The organism is Lactobacillus kitasatonis DSM 16761 = JCM 1039 (assembly GCF_000615285.1).
In the GTDB taxonomy this organism is placed as follows: Bacteria; Bacillota; Bacilli; order Lactobacillales; family Lactobacillaceae; genus Lactobacillus; species Lactobacillus kitasatonis.
The window spans coordinates 20,428-43,994 of the sequence record NZ_BALU01000009.1 but is presented as its reverse complement, the minus strand read 5'-3'; the positions used below and the strand labels follow the sequence as shown (position 1 = coordinate 43,994).

Genomic DNA, 23,567 nt, shown 5'->3' with positions numbered 1-23,567 from the left:
AAATTAAGTCCTCTCCTTTTTAATATATTTTATTATCTAAATTAATCAATATACTTACCGTCATCCTTAACAAATAAGGCAACGACGAAGCCGATAATCGTCAAAGCAATAGTAAAGTACATCCCGTAGTGAACACTATTAGTAAACTTGTAAGCAGCTGAGCCACTCACTGCATTTCTACCAACAGTCAAGAAACTAGTAGAAAGTGCAGTTGCCAAAGCACCGACGATCTGTTGCATAGTATTCAAAATTGCGGACCCATCAGCCGATTCAAGACCTTTAAGTGAATTCAAGGCTGAAGTTTGTGATGGTGACATTGCAAGTGGTGCACCAATCATTAAGATGATGTGAGCTAAAATTACATACCAAATGGCACTGTGTGTAGTTACTAAACTAAGCATTAAAGCACCAACAAAGGCAATAATAAAACCAATTCGTGCTGGTCACTTTGCACCAAAACTATCATACATTCTTCCAGCAAAGGCTGAAGTTACCGCGTTGATAATTCCACCTGGAAGCATGATAATACCAGTTAAAGCGACAGCTACAAGCAAACCATTTTGCAAATATTGTGGTAATAAGTACATGTCTGACAAGATGATGCCAAAATCGACCATAACTAAAATTGCACCTAAAGTAAAGTTACGGTGTCTAAATACACGCATGTTTAATACCGGAACTTCAAGCTTCAATTGACGTCTTACGTAGAAAATCAAGGCAATAACACCGACGGTTAAACATGCAAGAACTGGTGCTGAAAGCCAACCCATTTCGCTAGCAAAACTTGCACCTGCAATCAAACCTGAGAAGGCAAAGATTGACAAAATGATGGACACAAAATCAACTTTTGGCTTAGTAATTTGATTAACATTCTTCAAACTAAATAAGCCGATTACAAAGGCAATGACTAAAAACACGACGAATGTCGCGCCACGTACCAACCGCTAAAATCAATCCAGTCAAAGTTGAACCAATTGCTGGCGCAAACATAATTACTAAAGCAAGAACCCCGTTAACCGTACATAACTTGTTAGGTGGAAAAATCAGCATTGCAATAGTAAACATTAATGGCAAAATGATTCCAGTTCCGATACCCTGAATCATTCTACCAATTAAAACCATTGGGAAATTAACTCCGAATCCTGAAATAAGCGAACCAACAATAAAGGCACCCAGGCCAAATAAAACTAATTTTTTGGTCGCAAACCACTTAGTGAACAAACTTGAAAGTGGCAGGACTATCCCGATTACGAGCATATAGCCGGTAACCAGCCATTGAATTGAAGACTGACCAACTTGAAGAGCCTTCATCAACTGTGGTAAGGCAATGTTAAGTGAGGTTTCACTGAACATTCCTACAAATGATCCTAGCATTAATGGGAGAATGGCAAGCCATGGGCGTTTAACATTAACACGAGCTTGCATCCCTGTTTAAGCATTATCCATTAATTCTTCTTCCTTCTTTTTTGCGACGTTGATTACTTTACCAGAAAAATTTTTCTTCGTAAGTAAAAATTTTATATAAGCGAATTCATGGATAATAAATGCCCAAAATAAACAAAAAAGACGTCTTTCGACGCCCTTCTGATTTTTTAATTAATACTTCAAATCGCTAAATTGCTTATTTGAGTTTTGTTTTGCCAAATCTTTACTCTTCCAGTAAACAGCATTCGTAGTCCCTTTAGAGTTAGCTGAAACGATCACATCTTGACCATTTTCGGTATGACGAGCCAAGTAAGTGCTACCTTGACCAGGTTCTTGACCCATATTAGTGAAACTGTAGAAGTTAATGCCATTCATGGTAGTTTGCTTCATGTAGCCTGATAATGAATCAGATGAACTATTGGTATTATTCTTCTTAACGTTCATGCTAAAGCCGGCTTCATCGTTGATCTTGTTGCCTGTAACAGTCAAAGTATCGATATTGCCATTACCAGTATCGGCAGTGTACCAAGTACCTTGAAGAGCTGCTGGAATTACGCTATTTACATTAGCAGTATCCTTAGTTGTAGCACCATCGCCTTCAAGTTTAGCGTTTAATTCAGCGTTTTTAGCTAATTGGTTAACTAAATCTGCATCATTTTTATCATTTAGGTAGTTTACAATGTCAGACAAGCTAGCTGTGCCAACATTACGTTGCTTTACAAAAATAGTGATTTGCTTATTAGCACCATCGCCGCTAAGCATGTAACGAGCGTTACTGCTCTTGCCTGTACCACTAACTTCGTAAACATAGCCGCTATTGTCTGAAGTAATACCAGTTTCAGCCTTGCTTCTAAAAGCTACGCTCAAATGATTTTGCTTAGCAGCATTTACTGCGATCTCCCAGGTATCACCATACTTTTGTGAAGCATAAACTGCAATTGCACTGGCGATAGTCTTGTAGTCCATGTTTTCTGCAGAGAGCTTACCTGAATCACTGCTCTTCGAACTAGAGTCTGATGAGGTATTGCTGTTGTTTGAGCTCTTCTTAGAAACTTGACTGCTCTTAGATTGTTCTGATTGCATATTTCCTTGTGTACTTTGTGAGCATCCTGCCAAAGTTAAAGCGGCTGAGATTGCCACAAGTACGGTTAATTTGCGTTTCAAAAAGATTCTTCCCTTCTATAAAATCTATCTCTTTGACATAATACTATTATAAAAAAAGTAATAAGCCAATCTTTTATCAAAGATATTATAGAAAATTTACGAATTAACTGAGGCTAGCAAATTTAGCGTCTACATTAGCTTTAGCTAGCTTAACAGACTTCCAGTAGCTACCGGTGCAACTGCCAGTATCAACGCTATATGTCGCTACAGCCTTATTTTTGCCTTTCTTTTGAACGGTATATAGCCTGCCAAAGTTTTGGGCATTCAAAGCCTGAACGTGATAACAATCAATCCCATTGATATTTTCCATTCTGGCTCTAGCCCACTTTTTGGTTTGATCAAAAGAAGTTGGAGCTAAGCTGCCAGTAACCTTATGAATTTCTTCGCCATTAATACTGTGGGCATCGATCACTAATTTCTTACCGCGACGATTGTACCAAGTACCTTGCAATTTCTTAGGAATGGTAGCAAGGCCATTGTCGCCTTTAACGCCATATTTATCAGAAGTAATTGATGCACCCATAGTCGTATATGCAGTCAATTTTCTGACATTCTTAATTTCATTTTTATCGTTTAAATAGGACACAATCTTGTTTAAGCTTGCACTGCCTACTTTTTTACGATTATAAAAGTTAACGGTATTGCCTTCCAGGATGTAGTAAGTATCTGGTTCTTTGCCATTGCCACTAACTTGGTAAATATAGCCCTTATCTTTAATATGTCTAAAAGCAGTAGGACTTTTTACGGCAACGCTTAGGCCATTTTTTTCTGCAGTTTGGTAGGTCTTTTGCCATGCTTTTTTATATTTTTGCGCACCATAAATGGTAATTGCACTCGCCTTTTCAGAAGCAGATAAGTCTTTGGCAATTAATTTCTTAGGAGCCTGTTTTTGAGTACTAGAAGCACTGCCACTTTTATTATCAGTATGGGAATTATTGCCACATGCTGTTAGCCCTAAAACGGCAGCAGTTAAACACATGAATGTTAATATTCTTCTACTCATTCCAAAAAGACTCCAAATTCTAATTACAACACAAAAATATCCCTAAACTGATTAGGGATATTATCACCTTTATTTTTTACCATTATAAAGCATTTTAAGCTATTTTGCAGTCTTTATTATTTTAAATTTGGTAAAAGTCTGCCTACCTATTAACTATTCCAAATAAATCATACAATTCTAGGTATAAATTTATTAAATAAATTTATCATCTTTCCTACGGTCACTGCTGAAACAATTGTGCCACAGCCAATTCCTTGTATCTTTTTAAAGAAAAAGAATTTGTACAAGCAATGGTTAAAGCAAATTCTACTAAAGTAAAAAGTCAGACAATTGGTGAAATCATGCATAAAAGTGCCAATTACATTGCAGTATATCGTAGAAATCTAATTGACGATTAAGTTATCAAACCTAACGGTTACGGCTATGTTAGCTTTTTACTGCCCTACTTTGATAAATTTGTCGAACAACAAATGATCTTAGAAGATCTTTAATTGACCACTTAATACTTGATTTTGGGTAAAAAAAGAGTCGAGAAAAATTTTCTCGAACTCTTTTTCATTATCTGATCTAATTCAAATTACCAGTTCATGTAACGTTGACGTTCCCAATCTGAAACTGATTGTGAATACTTGGACCATTCTAATTCTTTTGATTCAATAAAGCTGTGAGTTAAGTGGTCGCCTAAAGCGCTCTTGATTAAGTCGTCTTTCTTGAATGCCTTGATTGCGTTGTGAAGAGTGGTTGGAAGTGGCTTAATACCATGTGCTGCTCTTTCTTCTTCAGTCATTTCGAAGATGTTTTCTTCAACTGGCTTCATTGGCATCTTTTGTTCCTTGATACCGTTCAAACCAGCAGTCAAACATGCAGCAAGTAATAAGTATGGGTTAGCAGTTGGGTCAGCTGAACGCATTTCCAAACGGGTGTTAATTTCACCAGCACTTGGAATACGTACAAGTGGTGAGCGGTTCTTAGCAGCCCATGCAATGTATACAGGAGCTTCAAAACCAGGAATCAAACGCTTGTATGAGTTAACAGTTGGGTTACCAATTGCAGTAATTGCACGTGCATGTTCCAAAATACCATTCAAGAAGTAAAGTGCGGTGTTTGAAAGGTGGAATTCACCATCTTTGTCGTAAAAGACATTGTGGTTGTCCTTGAAGAGTGACATGTTGTTGTGCATACCATTTCCGGCTTGACCTTCAACTGGCTTAGCCATAAATGTTGCGAACAAGCCGTACTTTCTAGCAATGTGACGAGCAACCATCTTAAAGGTTTGGCATCTGTCAGCAGTAGTTAAAGCATCATCGAATCTAAAGTCGATTTCTTGTTGACCATCACCGACTTCGTGGTGAGCAGCTTCAACTTCAAAACCAATTTCTTCCAAAGTTTCAACGATTTCACGACGGCAACGTGCACCTGCATCGTCTGAAGTCATGTCAAAGTATGAAGCGTGATCTGGAACTTCAGTAGTCCAGTTACCATTTTCATCTAACTTGAAGAGGTGGAATTCCATTTCAAAGCCGATATCAAAAGTATCAAAACCAGCCTTCTTCATTTCACCAAGAACGCGTTGCAAGTTGTTTCTTGGGTCACCTTCAAATGGTCTACCATCAGTCATGTGTACTGAACAAATCAAACGACCAATCTTACCACCGTGTTCGTCTCCCCATGGCAATACTGACCAAGTTGAGAAGTCAGGGTATAAAACCATGTCACTTTCTTCAAGACGAACAAAGCCGTCAATTGAAGAACCGTCGAAACGAATATCATTAGTCAAAACTTTATCCAATTGACTAGTTGGTACTTCAACAGCCTTTTCAGTACCGTTAATATCAGTGAAGCACAAACGTAAAAATCTAACGTCCTTGTCTGCTACTTCTTTTCTAATTTCTTCTGCAGTATATTGTTTACTCATAGCTTTTCCACCTATAAAAACAAAAAATATTAAATTGGTATGGTCCTATGATTAATTCTTATCTCCTAGAACTGTATAATACAATAGCAGACCAATTTTGAAATGTCAAATTGGTCTACTAAATTTTTTAAACTTTATTTTTTGTTAAAGAATGTATCACGAACCGCATTAATGATTGCAACCTTGTCATGAGCGTAGGTCAAACCACCTTGCATGTAAACTGCGTAAGGTGGTCTAATTGGACCATCTGCAGAAAATTCGATTGTTGAACCTGAAACGAAGTTGCCGGCAGCCATAATAATCTTATCTTCGTAACCTTCCATGTGAACAGCTTCAGGTGTTACGAATGAGTCAATTGGTGAGTTCTTTTGGACTTCTTGGACGAACTTAACCATCTTGTCTGGATCGTTAAAGATGATCGTTTCGATAATGTCACTACGCTTTTCATCCCAGGCAGGCGTTACATTCATGCCCATCTTGTCAAACAAAGCAGCCGCAAAGATCATACCTTTTTCGGCCATGCCAGTTACGTTAGGTGACAAGAAGAAGCTTCATAGAAATCATGCAAGTTGCCGATAGTGGCACCTTCGTCAGTACAACCAGGTGCAGTCAAAGCAAGTTTGGCATTTTCTACTAAGTCCTTTTCACCGACAATGTAGCCACCAGTCTTAGCTAGACCACCGCCGGCATTTTTAATCAAAGAACCAGCCATGAGGTCTGCACCATATTCAGTTGCTTCGTGCTTTTCAGAGAATTCACCGTAGCAGTTATCGATAAAGACAATACTCTTAGGACTAACCTTCTTAACAAAGGCAATCATTTCTTTGATTTGCTCAATGGTGAAAGTCTTTCTAGTTGAGTAACCACGTGAACGTTGAATAGCAACGATCTTTGGCTGATCACGCTTTAAAACTTTTTCTGCTTCATCGTAATCAACAGTGTTTTCATCGTTTAATGGGACGTATGAAAACTTAACGCCTTTTTCAGCTAAAGTTCCGCGCTTATCATCAGTCAAGCCAATTACTTTTTGCAAAGTATCGTAAGGTTGACCAGTTAAGTAAGTTAAGGTGTCACCTGACTTTAAGTTACCGTTTAAAGCAACAAATAAAGTATGCGTACCTGAAACAAATTGTGGACGTACTAAAGCATCTTCAGTGTCAAAAACCTGGGCATAAATACGATCAAGCTTGTCACGGCCCATATCGTCATCACCATATCCCGTAGAACCGTTTAAATCGGCTTCTGCGACTTCATTATCTTGGAAAGCTTTAAGTACCTTAGCTTGGTTATAAACAATCTGATCTTCAATTTCTGCCAATTTAGGAGCAATTCGTTGATCGACTTCTTTTACAATCTTTTGTAATTTTTCTGGTAAATTATTCATTTTTCCATTCCTCGACTTTTGCAATAATCTTTTGTTTACAATCAGGATCATTCAGCGGATCAAACCAAACAACAGGCAGTTGATTTCTAAAATAAGTTAATTGTCGTTTAGCATACCGCCTTGAAGCAGTCTTTAACTGCGTAATACAGCTGTCTAAATCTTCTTTACCTTCAAAGTAAGTAAAGAATTCCTTGTAAGCAATTGCCTGCAAAATTTGATGCTCTTTAGCGCGATTTTCATAGATAAACTTAGCTTCATCAAGCATCCCCTTTTGCATCATCTTATCGACTCGCAAGTTAATTCTGCGATAGATTTCCTGTCTATCAGAATTAAGGCCGATGATCAAATAATCATAGCGAGGTTCGATCTTCTTTTGTTGTTCAGAAAATCTCTTGCCGGTTCGATCAATCACGGTTAAAGCACGCATTGTTCTGCGTGAATTAGGCACCGGAATCTTTTCAGCTGCAGCTGGATCCTTTTCATTTAAAACCTGCCACAACTTTTCTGGACCGTAGCGAGCAAGATAGTCTTTCCATTTTTGAGAAGTACCACGATTCTCTTCCTTCTTTTCACCTAGCTGCATTTTATTAAGCAAGGCATTTGCATAAAAGCCTGTACCACCAGCTAAAATGGGCAATTTCCCTTTAGCACTAATTTCATCAATTGCCTTTGTTGCTTCATCGACAAAATCTTTGACAGAAAATTCGTCAAAAACAGAACGCGTATCAACTAGGTAATGTTTAACTTTGCTCTGTTCTTTTTTAGTTGCCTTGGCTGTTCCTACTTCGACTTCTTGATAAACTTGCATCGAGTCGCCTGAGACAATTTCACCATTAAGTTTTTGAGCCAGTGCAATCGCTAAATCGGTCTTGCCAATAGCGGTCGGACCAACGAGGGCTAATACTTTTTGCATATAATCATCTTTCACAATTCATTTTTATACGAAAAAAGCACATTTGAGCAGATTCTCCTCCCAAATGTGTTTTTAAAATTAATATTTAGATTTCTTAGTTCTGCCGTCCCAGGTTTCAAAGCCACCCTTAAGCCAGTGGACTGAAACAAAGCCCTTCTTCTTCAAGAAACGGGCAGCTCTCAATGTGATTGTGTTTGAGTCTGAGTAAAGGTAAACCGGCAAATCGCTTCTAAGTTCATTATATTGATACTTAAGCATTGTATATGGCAAGCTACGTGCACCATCAATATGCTTGCGTTTAAAAGGCTCTTTTTCTCGCAGATCAATAATTTGTGCCTTACGCATGCCTTCCTTAAATTCTTCATTAGTCAATTCACCGCCAAGGGATCTAGCTTGAATCTTATTCCAGGCCCAAACACCACCGATGGCTAAAAGAATGACTAATAAAACAGTATCTAAGACAATTAAAAAACTCGACATAAAATCTAATCTGCCCTTCCATAAAAGTTTACAAATATAATGATACCGCTAAACTAATTTACTTGCTATTGTTTTTCTCATCTTTCTTTTTTTCATCGAGTTCTTCAATGCGGTGTTCTTTACGCAAGATAAGTTTAGCCACCATATAATCATGCCGGTCAATTAAACCGGCTTTATTAATATTATCGAGTTCAAGAGCCATCAGTTCAATATCCCAGATTCTTTTACCAACATGAACTAAAATGCCATATTTTTCTAAAAGCTGCTGTACATCATATAAAGTCTTCATTAGAAGTTAATAACCATTCCTGTTCTAACTGTCCAAACTATATAAAAAATCAACACAGCACCAGCCAAAACGCGCCACTTGATTATAAGTTCTCATTACGCGATCGCCCATAATAATCGCAAGCAAGAATCCGACAATCAAGCCACCAATGTGGCCCAAAATGTCGATTCCTGGAACAAAAATATCCAGAGCTAAGTTGATCAAAGCCAATACAAAGGCTTGTCTACCCAAATAACTGATCATTGGATTATGGATATTGCGAAGTCCAATTGCAGTCATCGCACCAAAAAGACCAAACAAAGCTGTTGAAGCACCAGCACTTAAGCCTCTGTCAGAGCTAAAGGCTAAACTCATTAGATTACCGCCCATACCAGCTAAAAGATAGGTCACTAAAAATCTAGTATGGCCCATGATTGGTTCCATATACTGACCCATGTAGTAAATAATCACGGCATTGGAAACCAAGTGCATAACACCAATATGCAAAAATTGCGCGGCAAACAAACGCCACCATTGATGTCCAACTACAACTGCATAGTTGCTCATGGCACCCATTTTCATCAATACATTGGTATTTTCTGAGCCGCCAAGGAACACTTCAACTAAGAAGACGATCAACAATACTATTAAAATACCCATCGTCACAATCGATTGCGACAGGTTGATTTTTCGATTCATCTAACAATCCCCTTAAAAATTCGTTATTTTGGTATATTCTAATAGATTTTATCGGTCGTCACAATTGTTTGAATTGGAATATCTGTTTTTTCTACTGGCCATTCTGAACTAGCAAACTGCATTGGCGTACTTACAAGCGATACAGTCTTAGGATTGTATTTGGCCAAAAAGCGATCATAGTAGCCACCGCCAAAGCCTAAGCGGACATGTGAATCTAACGCAAAAGCAAGTCCCGGTGCGATAACTAAATCAAGCTCATTATTGACTTCTGCATTTTCATCAGCAATTTCTTCAACGCCAAATTTTGATTTAACCAATTTACTCATATAAGTGTAATGAAGAAAATCCAATGTATGATCTTGATCTGCTCTGGCTTTAGCTAAATAGACCTTCTTGCCGGCTTCCCATAATCTTGCGATTAACTCTGAAGTATCTACTTCAAAGGGCAAAGAAGCTGTCACACCAATTGTTTGACTAGTCTTGATCAAATTAGTGGTCATTAATTTCTCTAATAAGATTCTATCTTCAGTCTTTTTTTCTTTAGTATTCGCAAATTCTTTTAATTTGTTTATTTGTACTTTTCTTAATTCTGATTTCTTCATTTTTTCGTCCAAAAACAAAAAAAATAGTAGGCACTGAACCTGCTATTTTGGTTTATTACTTAGTTTCACGGTGAAGTGTTACTCGTCTTTCAACTGGGCAATACTTCTTCAAAGATAAACGTTCCGGATGCTTACGCTTGTTCTTCTTAGATAAGTAACTTCTATCGCCACATTCGGTGCATTCTAAAATGATGTTATCTGCCATTTCTTTCACCACCTACACTTTTATTCTGACTGTACTAGGATAGCATTTTTCAAGCAATTTGACCAGTATTAATCATTATTTTGTTGAATAAAGTTTGAAATAATCCTGAATCATTGCCTTTGCTACTTGCAAAGTATATGTACCTTCACCATCTGGATCAAGTCCTGGGAAGACTACTGCAACCGCAAGCTTTGGATTCTTAGATGGAGCGTAACCAATGAAGGTTGCGTTAATTAATTCAATATTGTGTTTTCTGTTAGGGTGCTCTGCATCGTAGTAGAAGGTTTGGGCAGTACCAGTCTTACCTGAGATTGAAGGCTTAACGTTCTTCAATGGGTGAGCAGTACCCCAACCGTTAGTACCATGAACTACGCGCCAGAAACCTTGTCTTACAACATTCAATTCGTCTGGTGTCCAAGGAATTGCTTGTTGAACATTTGGCTTTTTATTGTAATTGATGTAAATCTTCTTACCATCTTTGCTAGTCTTACCAACAGATTGTACGATGTAAGGTTGCATTCTGTAGCCGCCGTTAGCAATAGTTGAAACATATTGAGCCAATTGAATTGGTGTATATGCATCGTAGTTACCATAGGCCAAATCAAGTACTGACCCAGACAAGATATTACCTTTAGAGTTGAATGATTTACCCTCAATGCCTGCAACTTCACCTGGCAAGTCAACACCAGTCTTTTGGCCTAAACCAAACATAGCAAAGTTTCTACGTAAAATATTAAATGAATCATCAGGCATATGAATGTATGACTTAGGTACATATTTAGCGCCTACCCACTTCATAGCAAGGTGCATCATGTAAATGTTACTTGAAACTTCAAGGGCTGTTTCTGCATCAAGAGAACTGAAAGTACCAATTGGGTAAACAGATTTCTTAACTGGAGAGCCTGGAAGGTAAATTGGTGTATCAGGCAAAGTATTGTTAGTTGGCGTAATTACTTTATTAATCAAACCACCTGAAACAGTTGCCCCTTTAACAACAGATCCCATAACAAATGATTGATTAATTACACCTAACGCATTATCAGTAGTCTTGCCTGTATTAGTATTTCTGTTAATACCAGCAACAGCTAAAAGCGCACCTGTTTTAGGATTCATCGCTACAGCATATGCACCGTTTGAATAGCGAGCAGCACCAGCTGATTCGGCAGAGCTGTATACACGCTTTAATGCGGCTTGAACTTGCTTTTGATACTTGGCATCAATTGTAAGCATTAAGCTGGCACCAGCTTGACCATTATAAACAGTCTTAGTTTGTTGAATATTACCGTTAGCTTTAGTAGTTACTCGACTAGTTGACTTAGTCCCCTTTAAAAGAGGTTCATATTCTTCTTCAAGATATGAAGTACCAACACGGTCGTTTCTTGAATAACCATTTCTTAAGTAATATTGCAAATTATCACTTGGCAAACCAGATTTTTCAGTTGAAACTGAGCCAATGATACTTTGGATTGATGAACCATTTGGATATGATCTTTGCCAGTCCGTACCAATACCAACACCTGGTAAATCTGATAAGTGCTCACCAACTTGAGCAATTTCTCTATTAGTCAAGCCCTTATTCTTAATATAAATAGTTGATAAAGTATACGCTCCGGAAATCTTATTAAAGATTAAAGCAGCAGTCTTCTGCTTTTCAGTCAATTTTGGATTCAGCTTTTCAACATATTGAATTTCAGCTTGATAAATTTCTGAGTTGGTCTTCTTATTGCCATCTGCATCAACCTTGGCTGATTTAGGAAGCTGCGCTGAAATCTTGGTATTATTATCTTCATCAGCTAAATAATAATCGGCTACCATTTGCTTTGTTGGCTTTTCATCGGTAATCTTAATATAATTACTCAACGCATTTGAGATTTGATAAATCTGCGTCGTAGTAGTCGAGGCGCTCTTAGTATAAGTAATGGCATTAGTTGGCCTATTCCCTACTAAAACGCGCCCTTTAGCATCATACATTACCCCACGGGGCACTTGATTAGATACAACTGTTGAATCAGACTTTTGTACCTCCGCTTTAAAGCGAGAACCGTAGACCAATTGCAGATATGCTAATTGTCCTATCAGCATCGCAAAAAGCACGAGAATAACACCCAGAATGATTCGCATTCTTATTGGAGTTGAGGACTGCTTATTTGAACCAGTCCCACTATTTTTTCTAAAATAATCCACGTAAATCGTCCCTTACTAAAACTGTATGTATTTTAACAAAAACTGAACGTTAATTCTATGATTGAGTATGGAGCTTAGATAAATTTTAATATGACCAAATATTCTAAAACGCTTAAGTTAAATTTCAATAAAGAAAAAGTGCTTTATCTGATAAGTTTTGTTTTACCTAGCCTTATTTTCTTAAGTTATTTCTTTTATACCAAAAATGGTGTTTTAACTGTTGATCTAGGACAGCAATATGTTGACTTCTTAGCCTTTTTCAGAAGTAATCTGTTTACTCACCCGCTTAGACTAATTTATTCATTTGCTAACGGCTTAGGCGGTTCGATGCTGGCAACAGATGCTTATTACTTATTTAGTCCTTTTAACCTGCTCTTATTTTTGGCGCCGCAGAGATTCCTGCCGGAGATGGTGTTAATCATTATCGCTACCAAAATTGCGACGGCAGGTCTGACTAGCTATTATTATTGGAAACAAAAAATCGATAATGAATTTTACGCTTTAGCAGCTAGTGCCGCTTATGCTCTATCTGGCTACACCATCGCTAACCATTTTAACCTAATGTGGCTAGATTCGGTATTGCTTTTGCCTTTATTAATTAATGCAATCGATCGTGTATTAGCACAACAAAAGAATCATTTGATTTTGATCACCTTTTTATTGTGGTTCACCAATTTTTACACTGCTTATATGGCTCTAGCATTTGGTTTGTTTTATCTTTTAAGCAAATTATTTTTCTTCGATAAAAAAGAGCGTTGGCCACTTTTCTGGGATTACCTTAAGAAAAACATGTGGGGCTCATTTTTAGATGCATTCATGCTTTTACCTGTGGCTGTTGAAATGCTGCAAGGGAAGGCGGCTTCGAGTGCTGATTGGTCTTTAGGTTTCCAATTTACTCCGTATAACGAATTAGCCAAGCTAGCAGACGGTGCATATGACTTCCATGAAATGCAAGAAGGAATGCCTAACATCTACATTGCTCTGCCCTTTGTTTTACTCGCCGTCTTTTATTTCTTAAGCAAAAAAATTGATTGGCAACATAAATTAGCTAATGGTCTCTTATTAATCCTTTTGCTAGCTTCTTTGTTCTGGACACCACTAGTTTTAATTTGGCACTTAGGTCAGTTCCCAGTCTGGTATCCAGGCCGTTTCTCCTTTGTTTTAATCTTCTTTGCACTGAACTTAGCAATAATTGCGCTAAATCAACGTGAAAAAGTTAAATTCTGGCAAATAGGCATCTTAATTTTATTAGCTATTGGTTTAATCGTCTTTATCACTTTAAACTCCAAGTCCTTTGCCTTTTTAAATCAAAATGCACAGACTGCCTCAGCGGCCTTTTTGGCTTTGGGCATTCTCTTCATTGGCTTTATCTACAATAGAAGTAGTTTTGCTGCTCCGTTCTTTTGCTTGATTATTGAACTAGAACTGATCATTAATTTAGTTCTCTCTTTGAATAATTTGGCTTACCAAGACAATGCTGATTATCGCAATTTCGTACAAAATACCAGTCAAATTACTCAGTATACCAAAGATCATGATGATACTTTATATCGAACAGAAAAAACATTCTATCGCTCTGACGACGATCCATTTAGTGCAAACTATTATGGTTTGAGTACCTTCAACTCAATCTCTAACCAGCGTGTTTTAAACTTGGTAAGCAACTTAGGTTTCGTTAATAACAGCAATTCATACACTAACTTTGGTGGCACGCCTATCACTGATGATTTATTTGGCATTAAATACTATATTTTGCCTAACGACGATATCACACCGCTTAAGACTAAAAAGCAGATGACATATAGCAACTCAAATAATCGTATTGATACCAGTGACTACGCTATCGAAAAACGCTTTAAGCAATTATTCTTAATGAGAAATGATGATGCCCTACCATTTTTATTCTTAAGTCCTAACGCTACTAAGAAAATCAAATTTGATTCATCTGACATTACAGGCAATCAAACCAAATTTTTTGAAGCAGCTACAGGAAACAAACAAAAGCTCTTTTCTAGCGTAATTTGGCCAGACCCCAAGTTAATTAATGTTTCAAGCTGGGACGGCGGCTGGATGCAATATACCAAGAAGAATAAAAGCCAAGAAGGTCGTGTCATTTTCAACTTTAAGCCACAAACTGATGATTCTTATTACCTTGAGCTTCCTGGTGATGTCGATGAAGATCTAATTGATTTAACTGTAAATGGGACTAACATTACTACCAGCGTACGTGATCAAAATTCTCGTTTAATCAACTTAGGCAGCCGTCAACGTGGTCAAACTATTCATCTAGTTTTCACGCTTAAAAACAATCAATTAAATCTAAATGCAGCTAATCTTTGGCGTTTAAACACCAAGAAGCTCGAACAAACAATAACAGCCTTTAAGAAAAGGCAGCCTCAGTTTAAACAAACTTCTGCCTTAACGATTAGATCAGATGCTTTTACTACTAAAGAGACTGAAACAATGAATTCAACGATCCCTAATGATTTCAATTGGATTGTTTTAGACAATGGACATGTAGTTCACAAAAATAAAATCTTATTTATGAACACCTTTTTAAACTTCAAGTTAAATAAAGGCACTCATAAAATCACTTTAATCTATGTTCCATGGATCTTTTTGGCAGGAATTTTTCTTAGTTTGCTTACTCTATTTCTTTATCTAAGAATTAGAAAATAATAAGTGTTAGCGCTAACATTAAAATTAATACTAGACCTGTCATACAAAAATAGGATAAAATGTATACGTTATCATTCGGATAAATTAATATAGAAGGAAGATTTAGAATATGGCTCTTACATACCAAATTGGTGTTGATGCAGGTGGTACTCACTCAACTGCAATCGCATATGATGAAAATGGAAAAGAACTTGGTCGTGCCGAAGGCGGTCCAGGTCAAATTAACGCTGACTACGAAGGCGGAATTAAAAATATTTCAGATACTATCAACGAATTAATCGACAAGGTTGATGGTGACTGCATGCGTGTTTTAGTTGGTATCGCTGGTCTTTCTGTTGTTGGTAACGCTCCAGAAGTTGCCGCAACTATTTCATCAAGAATCAACAACTTGCCAACTCGTGCTATTACTGACTCACTTTTAGCTCTTTACGCAGGCCTTGAAGGTGATGACGGTGCTTTAGTTATCGCTGGTACTGGTTCTGTTTACAACGGCTTACAAGACGGTCACTTAATCGCTGTAGGTGGTTACGGCAACATCTTAGGTGACGAAGGTTCAGGTTACGCTATTGCTCGTTCAGCTATGCAATCTGCTCTTCTTAGCTGGGACAAACGTGAACACAACTCACTTATCGATATGTTTACCAATTTATTCAACGTTGAACACATGGATGAATGTAACGCTAAGTTCTACAAGATGTCTAACCCAGAAGTTGCTGGTATGGCTGTTCACGTTGCTAAGCTTGCTGACGAAGGCGACGAAGATGCAACTAAGATCATTAAGGAACAAGCTCATCTTTTAGCTCGTGACATTCTTATTGGTTTGGATCGTTACGAAGATCCTAAGCCAATGAAGATTGCTTTAACTGGTTCAGTTTTAGCTAACAACTCTATGCTTAGAGGCCTTGTAGAAGACGAAGTTAAGAGCAAGTATCCTGACGTAATCTTCTCAATTTCAAACGGTGAAAACGCTCGTGCCGTATTGTTCGACAAGAGTAAGGACTACCGTTACTTCACTAACCACGAAGATCGTTAATCCAAGTTCTGATAGTTACACAAAAAAGAGATCCGAAAATTTCGGATCTCTTTTTTCTACTCATTTTGACTTTTTATGCCAACAAACATAGCATAAGCTGCATTCCAAATGAACAAGATAATCATCATTGCCACCATGCTCTGACGTAAAGCAAGAACAAGTACGGCACCGACAATGAAAATTAATATTAGCTAAGTAATATAGCCCAATTGATGCCACTATGAGCCATGCTACAAAAGTAAAATTTACCTTTGTTAAATTCAAATATATGGTAGCAACTGTCGTCATCAAAATAGCCACTACGATTTCAATGTGACTATACATCAAGATAAAACATTTGCTTATCTGATGATGATTGATGATTTTTTTAGAAAAATTCACATAACTGGCAAACACGGAATACCGCCATTTACTGGATGGTGAACCATGGCTGTGGTCTTTGAAATTGCATAAACAAAAACTAAATCGTAAAAAAGTTCAAACATCCCTACCGGTTTAGCAATTATTTTCTTCATACTTATCCCCTTAAAAAATATCTATCGCTTAATTTTACCAATATTTCTTCAAAGGTGCCTCATCACGACCATTTCTAGTCTGGTATAAATGCTCTTTCACGATTTCGGTCAATACTTCGGCCAATTTATCAATTTGTTCAACTGTCGCATATTCGTAACGACCATGGTAATTACCGCCACCGTTGAACAAGTTAGGCGTAGGGATACCCTTTTGCGTAATGAAGTTACCGTCAGTGCCGCCTCTAAAAGTTTGAATGTTTTGCTTAATACCAAGCTTTTTATATGCATCAAGCGCCAAGTTGACCACATATGGTTGATCCTTAATCACGTTGTAGATATTTTCATATTGACGCCGCATCTTCAGTGAAAAACGATCACTATATTTTTTATTAAGTTCAGCAACAATATCTTTAATTAATTGTTCTTTTGCAGTAAATTTATTCCAATCAAAATCTCTAATAATCAAACTAATGTCAGCATGATCAACTGAACCTGTCGCATTTAACACCAAGATAAAACCATCGTATCCCTTAGATTTTTCTGGTACTTCATCTTTTGGTAAACGATCCAAGAAATCATTCATCAACGTTGCGGCATTCACCATCAAGCCATAAGCTTCACCTGGGTGAACAACAGTGCCACGAATATGGATTTGCGCTTCTGTGGCATTAAAGGTTTCATATTCAAAATCACCGGGACGACCATTTTCCAAAGTATAGGCTAATTCAACATTAGGGAAATCATTTGCATCAAAACGACGACCACCATAACCGATTTCTTCATCCGGACCAAAACCGATATAAATATCCCCATGCTCGATTTCTGGATGTTCAGTCAAATACTTAAGCATGCTTAAAATACCGACAATTCCTGCTTTGTCATCTGTTCCAAGCAAAGTGTGACCATCTGAAGTAATCAAAGTTTCACCTTTGCAACTGGCTAAAGCTGGGAAATCTTTTGGATCAAGATAAATCCCTTCTTTTTCATCTAGTACCACTCTTTTACCATCATAATTGCGATGAACCTGTGGTCTAATATTTTCTGCATTAAAATCTGCCGTATCAATGTGAGAAAAGAAACCAATCGGTGTTACTTCATCTGACACATTTTTCTTTAAGTGACCAATCGCAAAACCAGTTTTTTCATTGTAATAGGCATCTAGACCAATATCCTGAAGGTGCTTAGTTAGTTCTTTGCCCATCTTAACTTGACTAGGAGATGTTGGCACTTGGTCATGATTTTCTTCATAAGATCTAGTATTTTCTTTAGCGTAATGGATAAATGTTTTTTCAATAAAGTCTAAATCGTAAAAGGACATAAAATTCCTCCTGTTCAAAAATTAATCTTTATTTAATTTTACACTAATTTTTACATAAAAAAAGGGCTGTATAATTTGGTTCTATGATAAATCCTGTTGATAGATTTCTATGATATTCTATCAATAGGATTTTTTGCATTAAAAAAGAGGCACAAGCCTCACTGCATAATGTCCTTTGATACCACTCTTTAGAAATTAAGATGAATTGCTTATGTCCTCTTGTAATGATTGTATTAAATTTTCTCTGAATATTAAAGACCCTTTGTTAGAATTTTTGGATATCTCAACTGGCAAATATCGTAATCGTGAAGCCAAGTTCTACCACGCTATTGTACATTTAGACCATTGCTTAAACTACGGCTCAGATAACATCGTACATAATGGTCACTTATATTCAAATGTGCGTTATCCTGCTTTAGATGCTAGTCTACCTGTCTTTATCAGAATAGCTAAAGAAAGAATTATCTGCCGTAATTGTTAGACGAATTCGATGGCTCAAACGGAACTAGTAGATAAATACTGCTGTATTTCTAATGCCACCAAGCGTAAAATTATTGGCTCTTTAACCGAAGACTGGTCCATGAAGAGCATTGCCAGACAAACTTCAACTTCAACCAATACCGTGCAACGCGTACTAGAGAAATATAGTCCGTCTTCCTTTGAAGATACCGACTGGCTGCCGGAATGCCTGGCTTTTGATGAATTCAGAGGCGTTGGCAGACGGCTGCACTTTATTGCCATTGATGGTCACACGCACAAAATAGTTAAGGTACTGCCTACCAGATTAAAAAAAAGATATTATCAATTACTTTAAACGTTTCCCAATAACCGTAAGAAACAAGGTTAAGACTGTAACTATGGATCTTAATTACTATTATGACATTATGGCTAAGGAGCTTTTTCCTAATGCTCAAGTAATCCTCGACCGTTTCCATATCGTTCAGATGCTTAATCGTTCCTTTAATTCCTGTCGCATTCAAGAAATGAAGAAGCACAAAAAAGGTTCATGGGAATACAACCTGCTTAAATATTACTGGAAATTTTATCTTAAGCCTTTTGATGACCTGGAAAAAGTTAAGCCGTGCTATTAATCCAGATTAAAAGATACCCTAACTCAAGAACAAATCGTGGCTGATGGGCTTTCTTTAAACAATGAGCTTGAAAATACTTATAACCTTATGCAAGATATCAGTAAAGCTTTAAAAGATAGAGATACCAAGAAGTTACGAAGCCTAATTCAAAGCAAAGATCATGTTGGCAATATGATGCACACCACTTTAAATACTTTCAAACGTAATCTACATGATATTCTCAACGCTGCTAAGTTCGATGAATCAAACGGTTGCCTTGAAGGAACCAACCGTAAGATTAAACAGATTGAACGTACTGCCTGCGGTTACGCTAACTTCAATCATCTAGTAACCAGAATCAAGCTAGAAGAAAAGGATGCCATTATTAAAGAAAAAGCATCAGACTACTATTTAGCAGCCTAATGCCTTTCCCTATTATTTAATTTTTAATTGACTTTTATCAACGCCATTTGACAAAGAGCCATTAATTTTCTTTTTTACGATTAATAGCTATACCAAAAATACCCAAAGCAGCTGCTAACAACCCGGCAACGGTAAATGCTACCTTACTTTCATTTTCACCAGTCTGTGGCAAAGTTTGAGAATTTTGGCTGTTGTTCTTGGCAATACCGTTTTCCATATTTGCCTTAGCTGAAGTAGCTGGACCAGCAGTAGTATTAGCTAAAGCGACTGCCTTAGGGCTAATCGTACCAGATTTAGTGGTTCGCTTAGTCATGTTCATAACATTTGCCTTAGGAGATATATCATCAGTTCTGTTGGTGCGCGTTGGCTTCTTATTGTCAGTTGGCTTTGAGGTATCAGTATTGTTATCAGTTGGCTTCGACGTATCGGTATTATTGTCAGTTGGTGCAGTATTTGAATTATTGTCACTAGGATTTACTGGCACAATCGCATCTAAATTGTTACCACCATTGTTGTCATTATTACCTTTGTCCTTGCTGTAATTTGGTTGCTCTGAGGTCTTATTAGCTGTATAGCTAATCTCATCAGCTGAATTTTTACTGTAAGTTATATTTACAGTAGTCTTGTTACTATCTGTATCTGGCGTTACAACTAAACTGTCAATAGTTTCTTGACTTGGAGTATAGCCTGGAATTGTTGGCACATCAATCTTATCAAAGGTATGTTTGCCATCTTCACTCCAATGCTTATAAGTAAGCCCTTTTGTTACTTCATCCAAAACGCCTAAACGAGTAAATGTTACTTCTTGAGTAATGGTCTTGGTTTGATTTGTCTGTGGATCAGTAATATTAATAACCCTCTTAACCGTTTTGACAAAATCATCCTTGTTCATTCCCTCTGGTACAGCATTCGGGTAAATGGTAGTCGTTTTATGACTTAAGTAAACCTTCCACATAATTGGAGAATTTTTACTACTGTCATAATAGTTGTCAACTAATTCATCAGGCTTGGTAGCCAATTGAGCTGGATCGATTTTGCCATTAACTACTTTAAATGCTTTTTCACCTACTATTTCATAACCCTTATCCTTTAGTGATTTGTCATTAGCTTTTAGTGGTTTGTCATAGGATGCTTGAATTGCTTCATTAAAGGCTTGCCGTTGATCCACTGCATCTCTAACTGGACGTTTAACTTGTGCATATGGGTCCTGAGCAATAATTTTTTCTGTTTGGTTATCAACAAATGTTACATATACAAAGTTCGGTGAACCAATACTTGATGGTTTTGTTGGATCCTTAATAACGAAATTACCCTTGATGAAGATAGGCTTATCAGTATTTGAAATAATTTCCATTGGATGTGATTGCTTGAAAGCTTGCAAATAATGTCCATTCAAGTCAGTATCATTGGCAATGATTGTTCTAACTGAACTATTATTAGCACCTCTACCAAATAAGAAAAGACCACTAACCCCCGGGATACCGTTAAATTCAACGGTTTCATTAAGTTTCCAGCCGCTAATATTTAAAACATTTAGATTGTTAGTGTTAGCAAACATAGATGTAAAATCAGCAACATTTGAAACATTCCAAGTACTTAAATCTAGATTTTCAATACCTGAACCATCAAACATATGCGCGAGAGTTGCACTTGGATAAGACGTCAAATTAGTAAATTTTAAATCTGATAATTGCTTGGTACCAAAGAACATGCTATCAAAATAACGTACAGAATTTGTTTGCCAGCCGGTTAAATTCACTTCTTTAAGTTTTGCAGCATTCCAAAACATTTTTGACATGTCATAGACATTTGAAACATCTAAGTTGGCTAAATCAGCCTTAGTCAGATTATTTTGGTAATGTGTGTCAGTACCTCTATTGTGCTCAGAATAGGTTCCAAAAGCTGAAGTCAATTCACCTTTAAAACCGACTTTGTTGTAATTAAATGCAGGTATTACATGTAAACGTGAGTCGCTTAATTTTGAATCCTTGTTATGGCTTATAGTAATGGTAAAATCTTTTCCTTCTGGATTATTAGCTTTACTTGCCAATGTCAAGAAGATATTATGCAAATCATCGCGACTTACATATGCGGCTTGCTTTTCAGTGATTGTTCCTCTTTTGACAAAATCAGCAGTATTTGGCAACACAACATCATAACCACCTTTGGTTATATCCCAACCAGTGATTTCTACTCCTCTACTATTATCGTCATCCGATATCTTATATTTGATTGCTGCCCAATTGATTTTATCCTCAGTAGCCACTTCATTTTTAGTTGTTTGATCGGCTGGTTGTGTTTCAGTCTGAGTCTTTATCTTGGCTTCTGCTGGCTTTACTTCGTTAATTTCAGCTTTAGCAGTTGAAGCTTCTGGGCTTTTATTAGGCTCGACACCTTCTTTTGTTTCTCTAGCTTTAGACTCCATTTTATCAGTAGGTTCACTAGCTGATTTAGGTTTCTCTACTTCAACAGTTGAATCTTTTTTAGTTTCTGTATCTGTTCCTACTGCTTCACCCTTTTCAAGTACAATAGTTTTATCATTAGACTGATTGGTAGCTGCTTGCACACTGGTATTTGAAACTGCAAAAATAATAGTTCCAAACATTACTGAAACAAGACCTATTGCTAACTTTCGCAAAGAATACTTAGGTTCTTTCTCAAAATCCATAGATATCAACCTCCATAATAAATCTTAAATACTGAACGCTTCAGCTGTATTATATATCGTATGTAATTTTTTGCAAGCGGTTACGCTTTTTATATAAAAGTATTAAGTAACAGTTATAATGTTTTAAGCTACTGTTATTTATTGCTTTTTGCCTTTCAACAGAGAGCAAAAATAAAAGGCCTTGAATAAATATATATTCAATAGCCTTATTTATATATAAGCATCATCTACTTGTGAAATCTTATAACCAAAAAAATATGGGGATGCATAAAATCGTGGAATGATTTTACATCAAGTTTCCTCACCTTCATTTAAAGGATAAAAGAATAAATTATATGAGTCCATACCATGAGACAAAACCGAACGTACATATTGTGTTTCCTTTTGAATTAAGTCTGCCCAAATGTCTAAATCTTGATTATGCTTAGTCAAAATATTAACTTCTTGATAACCTTGAACTGGATAAGCTGAAAGATTCATCTCTACATCTCCAGATCTACCCACTTCAAATCCAGTAAAATTATCTTCGCCAATATCTTGATATCCATCCTTGTGATTCAAACCAACGATCTGCATATGAAGATGGGTCAAAGAGCCATCAGACTTAGGGCCAAAAAAGGACGAAACTTCTTTTTAGAAATTTCGTCCTTTAATTATTATTTGTATTTTTTACTTGTTCTTCAATTGATTAAGGTGTTCCTTAATCTTGTCGGCTGCAGCTTGAAGCTTTTCACGTTCACTTGAAGTAAGCTTTAATTCAACAACTTGTTCAATACCATCACGACCAATAATAGCTGGGTAGCCAATATAAGTCTTGTATTCTGGGTTGTAAACAGATACAGGTGCAAACAAGCGAGAATCAGAAAATACAGCTTGGATCAAGCGAGTTGCACAGGTAGCAATTGCATAGCTAGTGTAGCCCTTACCGTTAGCAACAACGAATGAGTTCTTATTAGGTTGCTTACTCAACTTCTTTTGTTCATTTTCACTGAACAATTGAATGGCAATCTTGTTGTTTACACGAACAGTTGACCAAGCAATAAATTGTGATGAACCATGTTCACCTAATACCCAACCTTCAACGTTTCTTGGGTCTTGACCAAGCTTTTCACCAACAATTCTTTGCATTCTAGCAGTATCAAGGAAAGTGCCAGTACCAAAGACTTGGTTCTTAGATAAACCAGTAGTTTCTTGTAAAATTTGTGAAACGGCATCACATGGGTTAGAAATGTTGATCAATACGCCCTTGAAGCCAGAGTTCTTAATCTTTTCCCCAACTTCCTTAGCATTTTTAGCATTAAGTTCAAATTCGCCAAAACGGTCACCAGTCTTAACACTAGCAGCAATATCACCAAAAGCAGTTACTACGATATCGGCATCTTTTAATTCATGCCAATCTTGCATAGTTACACGAACGTAGTAATTGTTTCTAGCTAATGTATCGTGTAAATCATTGTATTCTGCAGCTACTTTGTCTTCATTTTTATCAAGCAAAACCAATTCATCAGCCATACCGTGAGTAAACAAAGTATACGCAACAGTCGCACCAACATGGCCTAAGCGATAATACCTACTTTTCTCATAAGGGGATCCTTTCTATAAAGAGCAAAAAGAGAGGT

The 23,567-nt window shown here is 37.0% G+C and carries 16 protein-coding genes and 6 pseudogenes; 4 read left to right on the top strand and 18 right to left on the bottom strand.

Annotated elements, in window-relative coordinates; all coding sequences use genetic code 11:
- Positions 1–41: 41 nt before the first annotated feature.
- From JCM1039_RS11055 to JCM1039_RS13020, 4 genes and pseudogenes are all read right to left on the bottom strand, one after another.
- Positions 42–1,425: pseudogene (locus JCM1039_RS11055) on the bottom strand (DHA2 family efflux MFS transporter permease subunit).
- Between the two features lie 171 nt (positions 1,426–1,596).
- The gene (locus JCM1039_RS06810; protein ID WP_025015183.1) at positions 1,597–2,589 is read right to left on the bottom strand and encodes an LptM family lipoprotein; all 993 of its coding nucleotides are present in this window, start codon (positions 2,587–2,589) and stop codon (positions 1,597–1,599) included.
- Between the two features lie 103 nt (positions 2,590–2,692).
- Positions 2,693–3,592: a hypothetical protein gene (locus JCM1039_RS06805; RefSeq protein ID WP_025015182.1), complete on the bottom strand. Its 900-nt coding sequence runs from the start codon at positions 3,590–3,592 to the stop codon at positions 2,693–2,695.
- Between the two features lie 167 nt (positions 3,593–3,759).
- Positions 3,760–3,879 (bottom strand): DUF6198 family protein, encoded by a 120-nt coding sequence (locus JCM1039_RS13020; RefSeq protein WP_507743328.1) that lies wholly within the window; start codon positions 3,877–3,879, stop codon positions 3,760–3,762.
- Here JCM1039_RS13020 and JCM1039_RS13015 point away from each other — a divergent pair.
- Positions 3,847–3,990 carry a DUF8462 domain-containing protein gene (locus JCM1039_RS13015; protein WP_507743326.1) on the top strand — a complete coding sequence of 48 codons (144 nt, stop codon included), beginning with the start codon at positions 3,847–3,849 and terminating at the stop codon, positions 3,988–3,990. The genes JCM1039_RS13020 and JCM1039_RS13015 overlap by 33 nt on opposite strands.
- Before the next feature lie 179 nt (positions 3,991–4,169).
- Here the strand turns inward: JCM1039_RS13015 and glnA are convergent, their stop codons facing one another.
- From glnA to JCM1039_RS06755, 9 genes and pseudogenes are all read right to left on the bottom strand, one after another.
- The gene (glnA, locus tag JCM1039_RS06795) at positions 4,170–5,507 is read right to left on the bottom strand and encodes a type I glutamate--ammonia ligase (protein WP_025015181.1); all 1,338 of its coding nucleotides are present in this window, start codon (positions 5,505–5,507) and stop codon (positions 4,170–4,172) included.
- Between the two features lie 134 nt (positions 5,508–5,641).
- Positions 5,642–6,891 (bottom strand): annotated as a pseudogene (locus tag JCM1039_RS11050) (methionine gamma-lyase family protein).
- A complete protein-coding gene (gene miaA / locus JCM1039_RS06785) occupies positions 6,884–7,804 on the bottom strand; it encodes a tRNA (adenosine(37)-N6)-dimethylallyltransferase MiaA (RefSeq protein ID WP_025015180.1) in 921 nt (306 codons plus the stop codon). Before miaA ends, JCM1039_RS11050 begins: the two are co-directional and overlap by 8 nt.
- 78 nt (positions 7,805–7,882) lie before the next feature.
- Complete coding sequence (locus JCM1039_RS06780) at positions 7,883–8,284, bottom strand: rhodanese-like domain-containing protein (protein WP_025015179.1); 402 nt, start codon at positions 8,282–8,284, stop codon at positions 7,883–7,885.
- 58 nt (positions 8,285–8,342) lie between these two features.
- Complete coding sequence (locus tag JCM1039_RS06775; RefSeq protein ID WP_025015178.1) at positions 8,343–8,573, bottom strand: YqgQ family protein; 231 nt, start codon at positions 8,571–8,573, stop codon at positions 8,343–8,345.
- Positions 8,573–9,251: pseudogene (locus tag JCM1039_RS11045) on the bottom strand (rhomboid family intramembrane serine protease). Before JCM1039_RS11045 ends, JCM1039_RS06775 begins: the two are co-directional and overlap by 1 nt.
- Before the next feature lie 38 nt (positions 9,252–9,289).
- Entirely contained in the window at positions 9,290–9,853 is a 564-nt protein-coding gene (locus JCM1039_RS06765; protein ID WP_025015177.1) for a 5-formyltetrahydrofolate cyclo-ligase, read from the bottom strand.
- A 55-nt stretch (positions 9,854–9,908) separates the two neighbouring features.
- Positions 9,909–10,058 (bottom strand): 50S ribosomal protein L33, encoded by a 150-nt coding sequence (rpmG, locus tag JCM1039_RS06760; RefSeq protein WP_006351577.1) that lies wholly within the window; start codon positions 10,056–10,058, stop codon positions 9,909–9,911.
- 75 nt (positions 10,059–10,133) lie between these two features.
- The gene (locus tag JCM1039_RS06755) at positions 10,134–12,242 is read right to left on the bottom strand and encodes a peptidoglycan D,D-transpeptidase FtsI family protein (protein ID WP_025015176.1); all 2,109 of its coding nucleotides are present in this window, start codon (positions 12,240–12,242) and stop codon (positions 10,134–10,136) included.
- 90 nt (positions 12,243–12,332) lie between these two features.
- On the opposite strand from JCM1039_RS06755, the gene JCM1039_RS06750 reads away from it, so the two are divergent.
- Together JCM1039_RS06750 and JCM1039_RS06745 are read left to right on the top strand one after the other, a co-directional pair.
- Positions 12,333–14,921: a YfhO family protein gene (locus JCM1039_RS06750; RefSeq protein WP_025015175.1), complete on the top strand. Its 2,589-nt coding sequence runs from the start codon at positions 12,333–12,335 to the stop codon at positions 14,919–14,921.
- A gap of 109 nt (positions 14,922–15,030) precedes the next feature.
- Positions 15,031–15,954 (top strand): N-acetylglucosamine kinase, encoded by a 924-nt coding sequence (locus JCM1039_RS06745; RefSeq protein ID WP_025015174.1) that lies wholly within the window; start codon positions 15,031–15,033, stop codon positions 15,952–15,954.
- Positions 15,955–16,331: 377 nt separating this feature from the next.
- Here JCM1039_RS06745 and JCM1039_RS06740 read toward each other — a convergent pair whose 3' ends face one another.
- On the bottom strand, positions 16,332–16,469 hold the full coding sequence (locus JCM1039_RS06740; protein WP_025015173.1) for a low temperature requirement protein A: 138 nt from the start codon (positions 16,467–16,469) through the stop codon (positions 16,332–16,334).
- A gap of 34 nt (positions 16,470–16,503) precedes the next feature.
- Positions 16,504–17,787, bottom strand: coding sequence for a peptidase T (gene pepT, locus JCM1039_RS06735; RefSeq protein ID WP_025015172.1), 1,284 nt, complete (start codon positions 17,785–17,787; stop codon positions 16,504–16,506).
- A gap of 211 nt (positions 17,788–17,998) precedes the next feature.
- Here pepT and JCM1039_RS12020 point away from each other — a divergent pair.
- A pseudogene (locus tag JCM1039_RS12020) lies at positions 17,999–19,280 on the top strand (ISL3 family transposase).
- Positions 19,281–19,341: 61 nt separating this feature from the next.
- On the opposite strand, the gene JCM1039_RS12015 reads toward JCM1039_RS12020, so the two are convergent.
- From JCM1039_RS12015 to JCM1039_RS11020, 3 genes and pseudogenes are all read right to left on the bottom strand, one after another.
- Positions 19,342–21,948, bottom strand: coding sequence for a mucin-binding protein (locus tag JCM1039_RS12015; protein ID WP_025015169.1), 2,607 nt, complete (start codon positions 21,946–21,948; stop codon positions 19,342–19,344).
- A gap of 210 nt (positions 21,949–22,158) precedes the next feature.
- Positions 22,159–22,563: pseudogene (locus JCM1039_RS11025) on the bottom strand (DUF4931 family protein); the annotation flags it as partial.
- A gap of 54 nt (positions 22,564–22,617) precedes the next feature.
- Positions 22,618–23,531: pseudogene (locus JCM1039_RS11020) on the bottom strand (L-lactate dehydrogenase).
- Between the last annotated feature and the right edge of the window lie 36 nt (positions 23,532–23,567).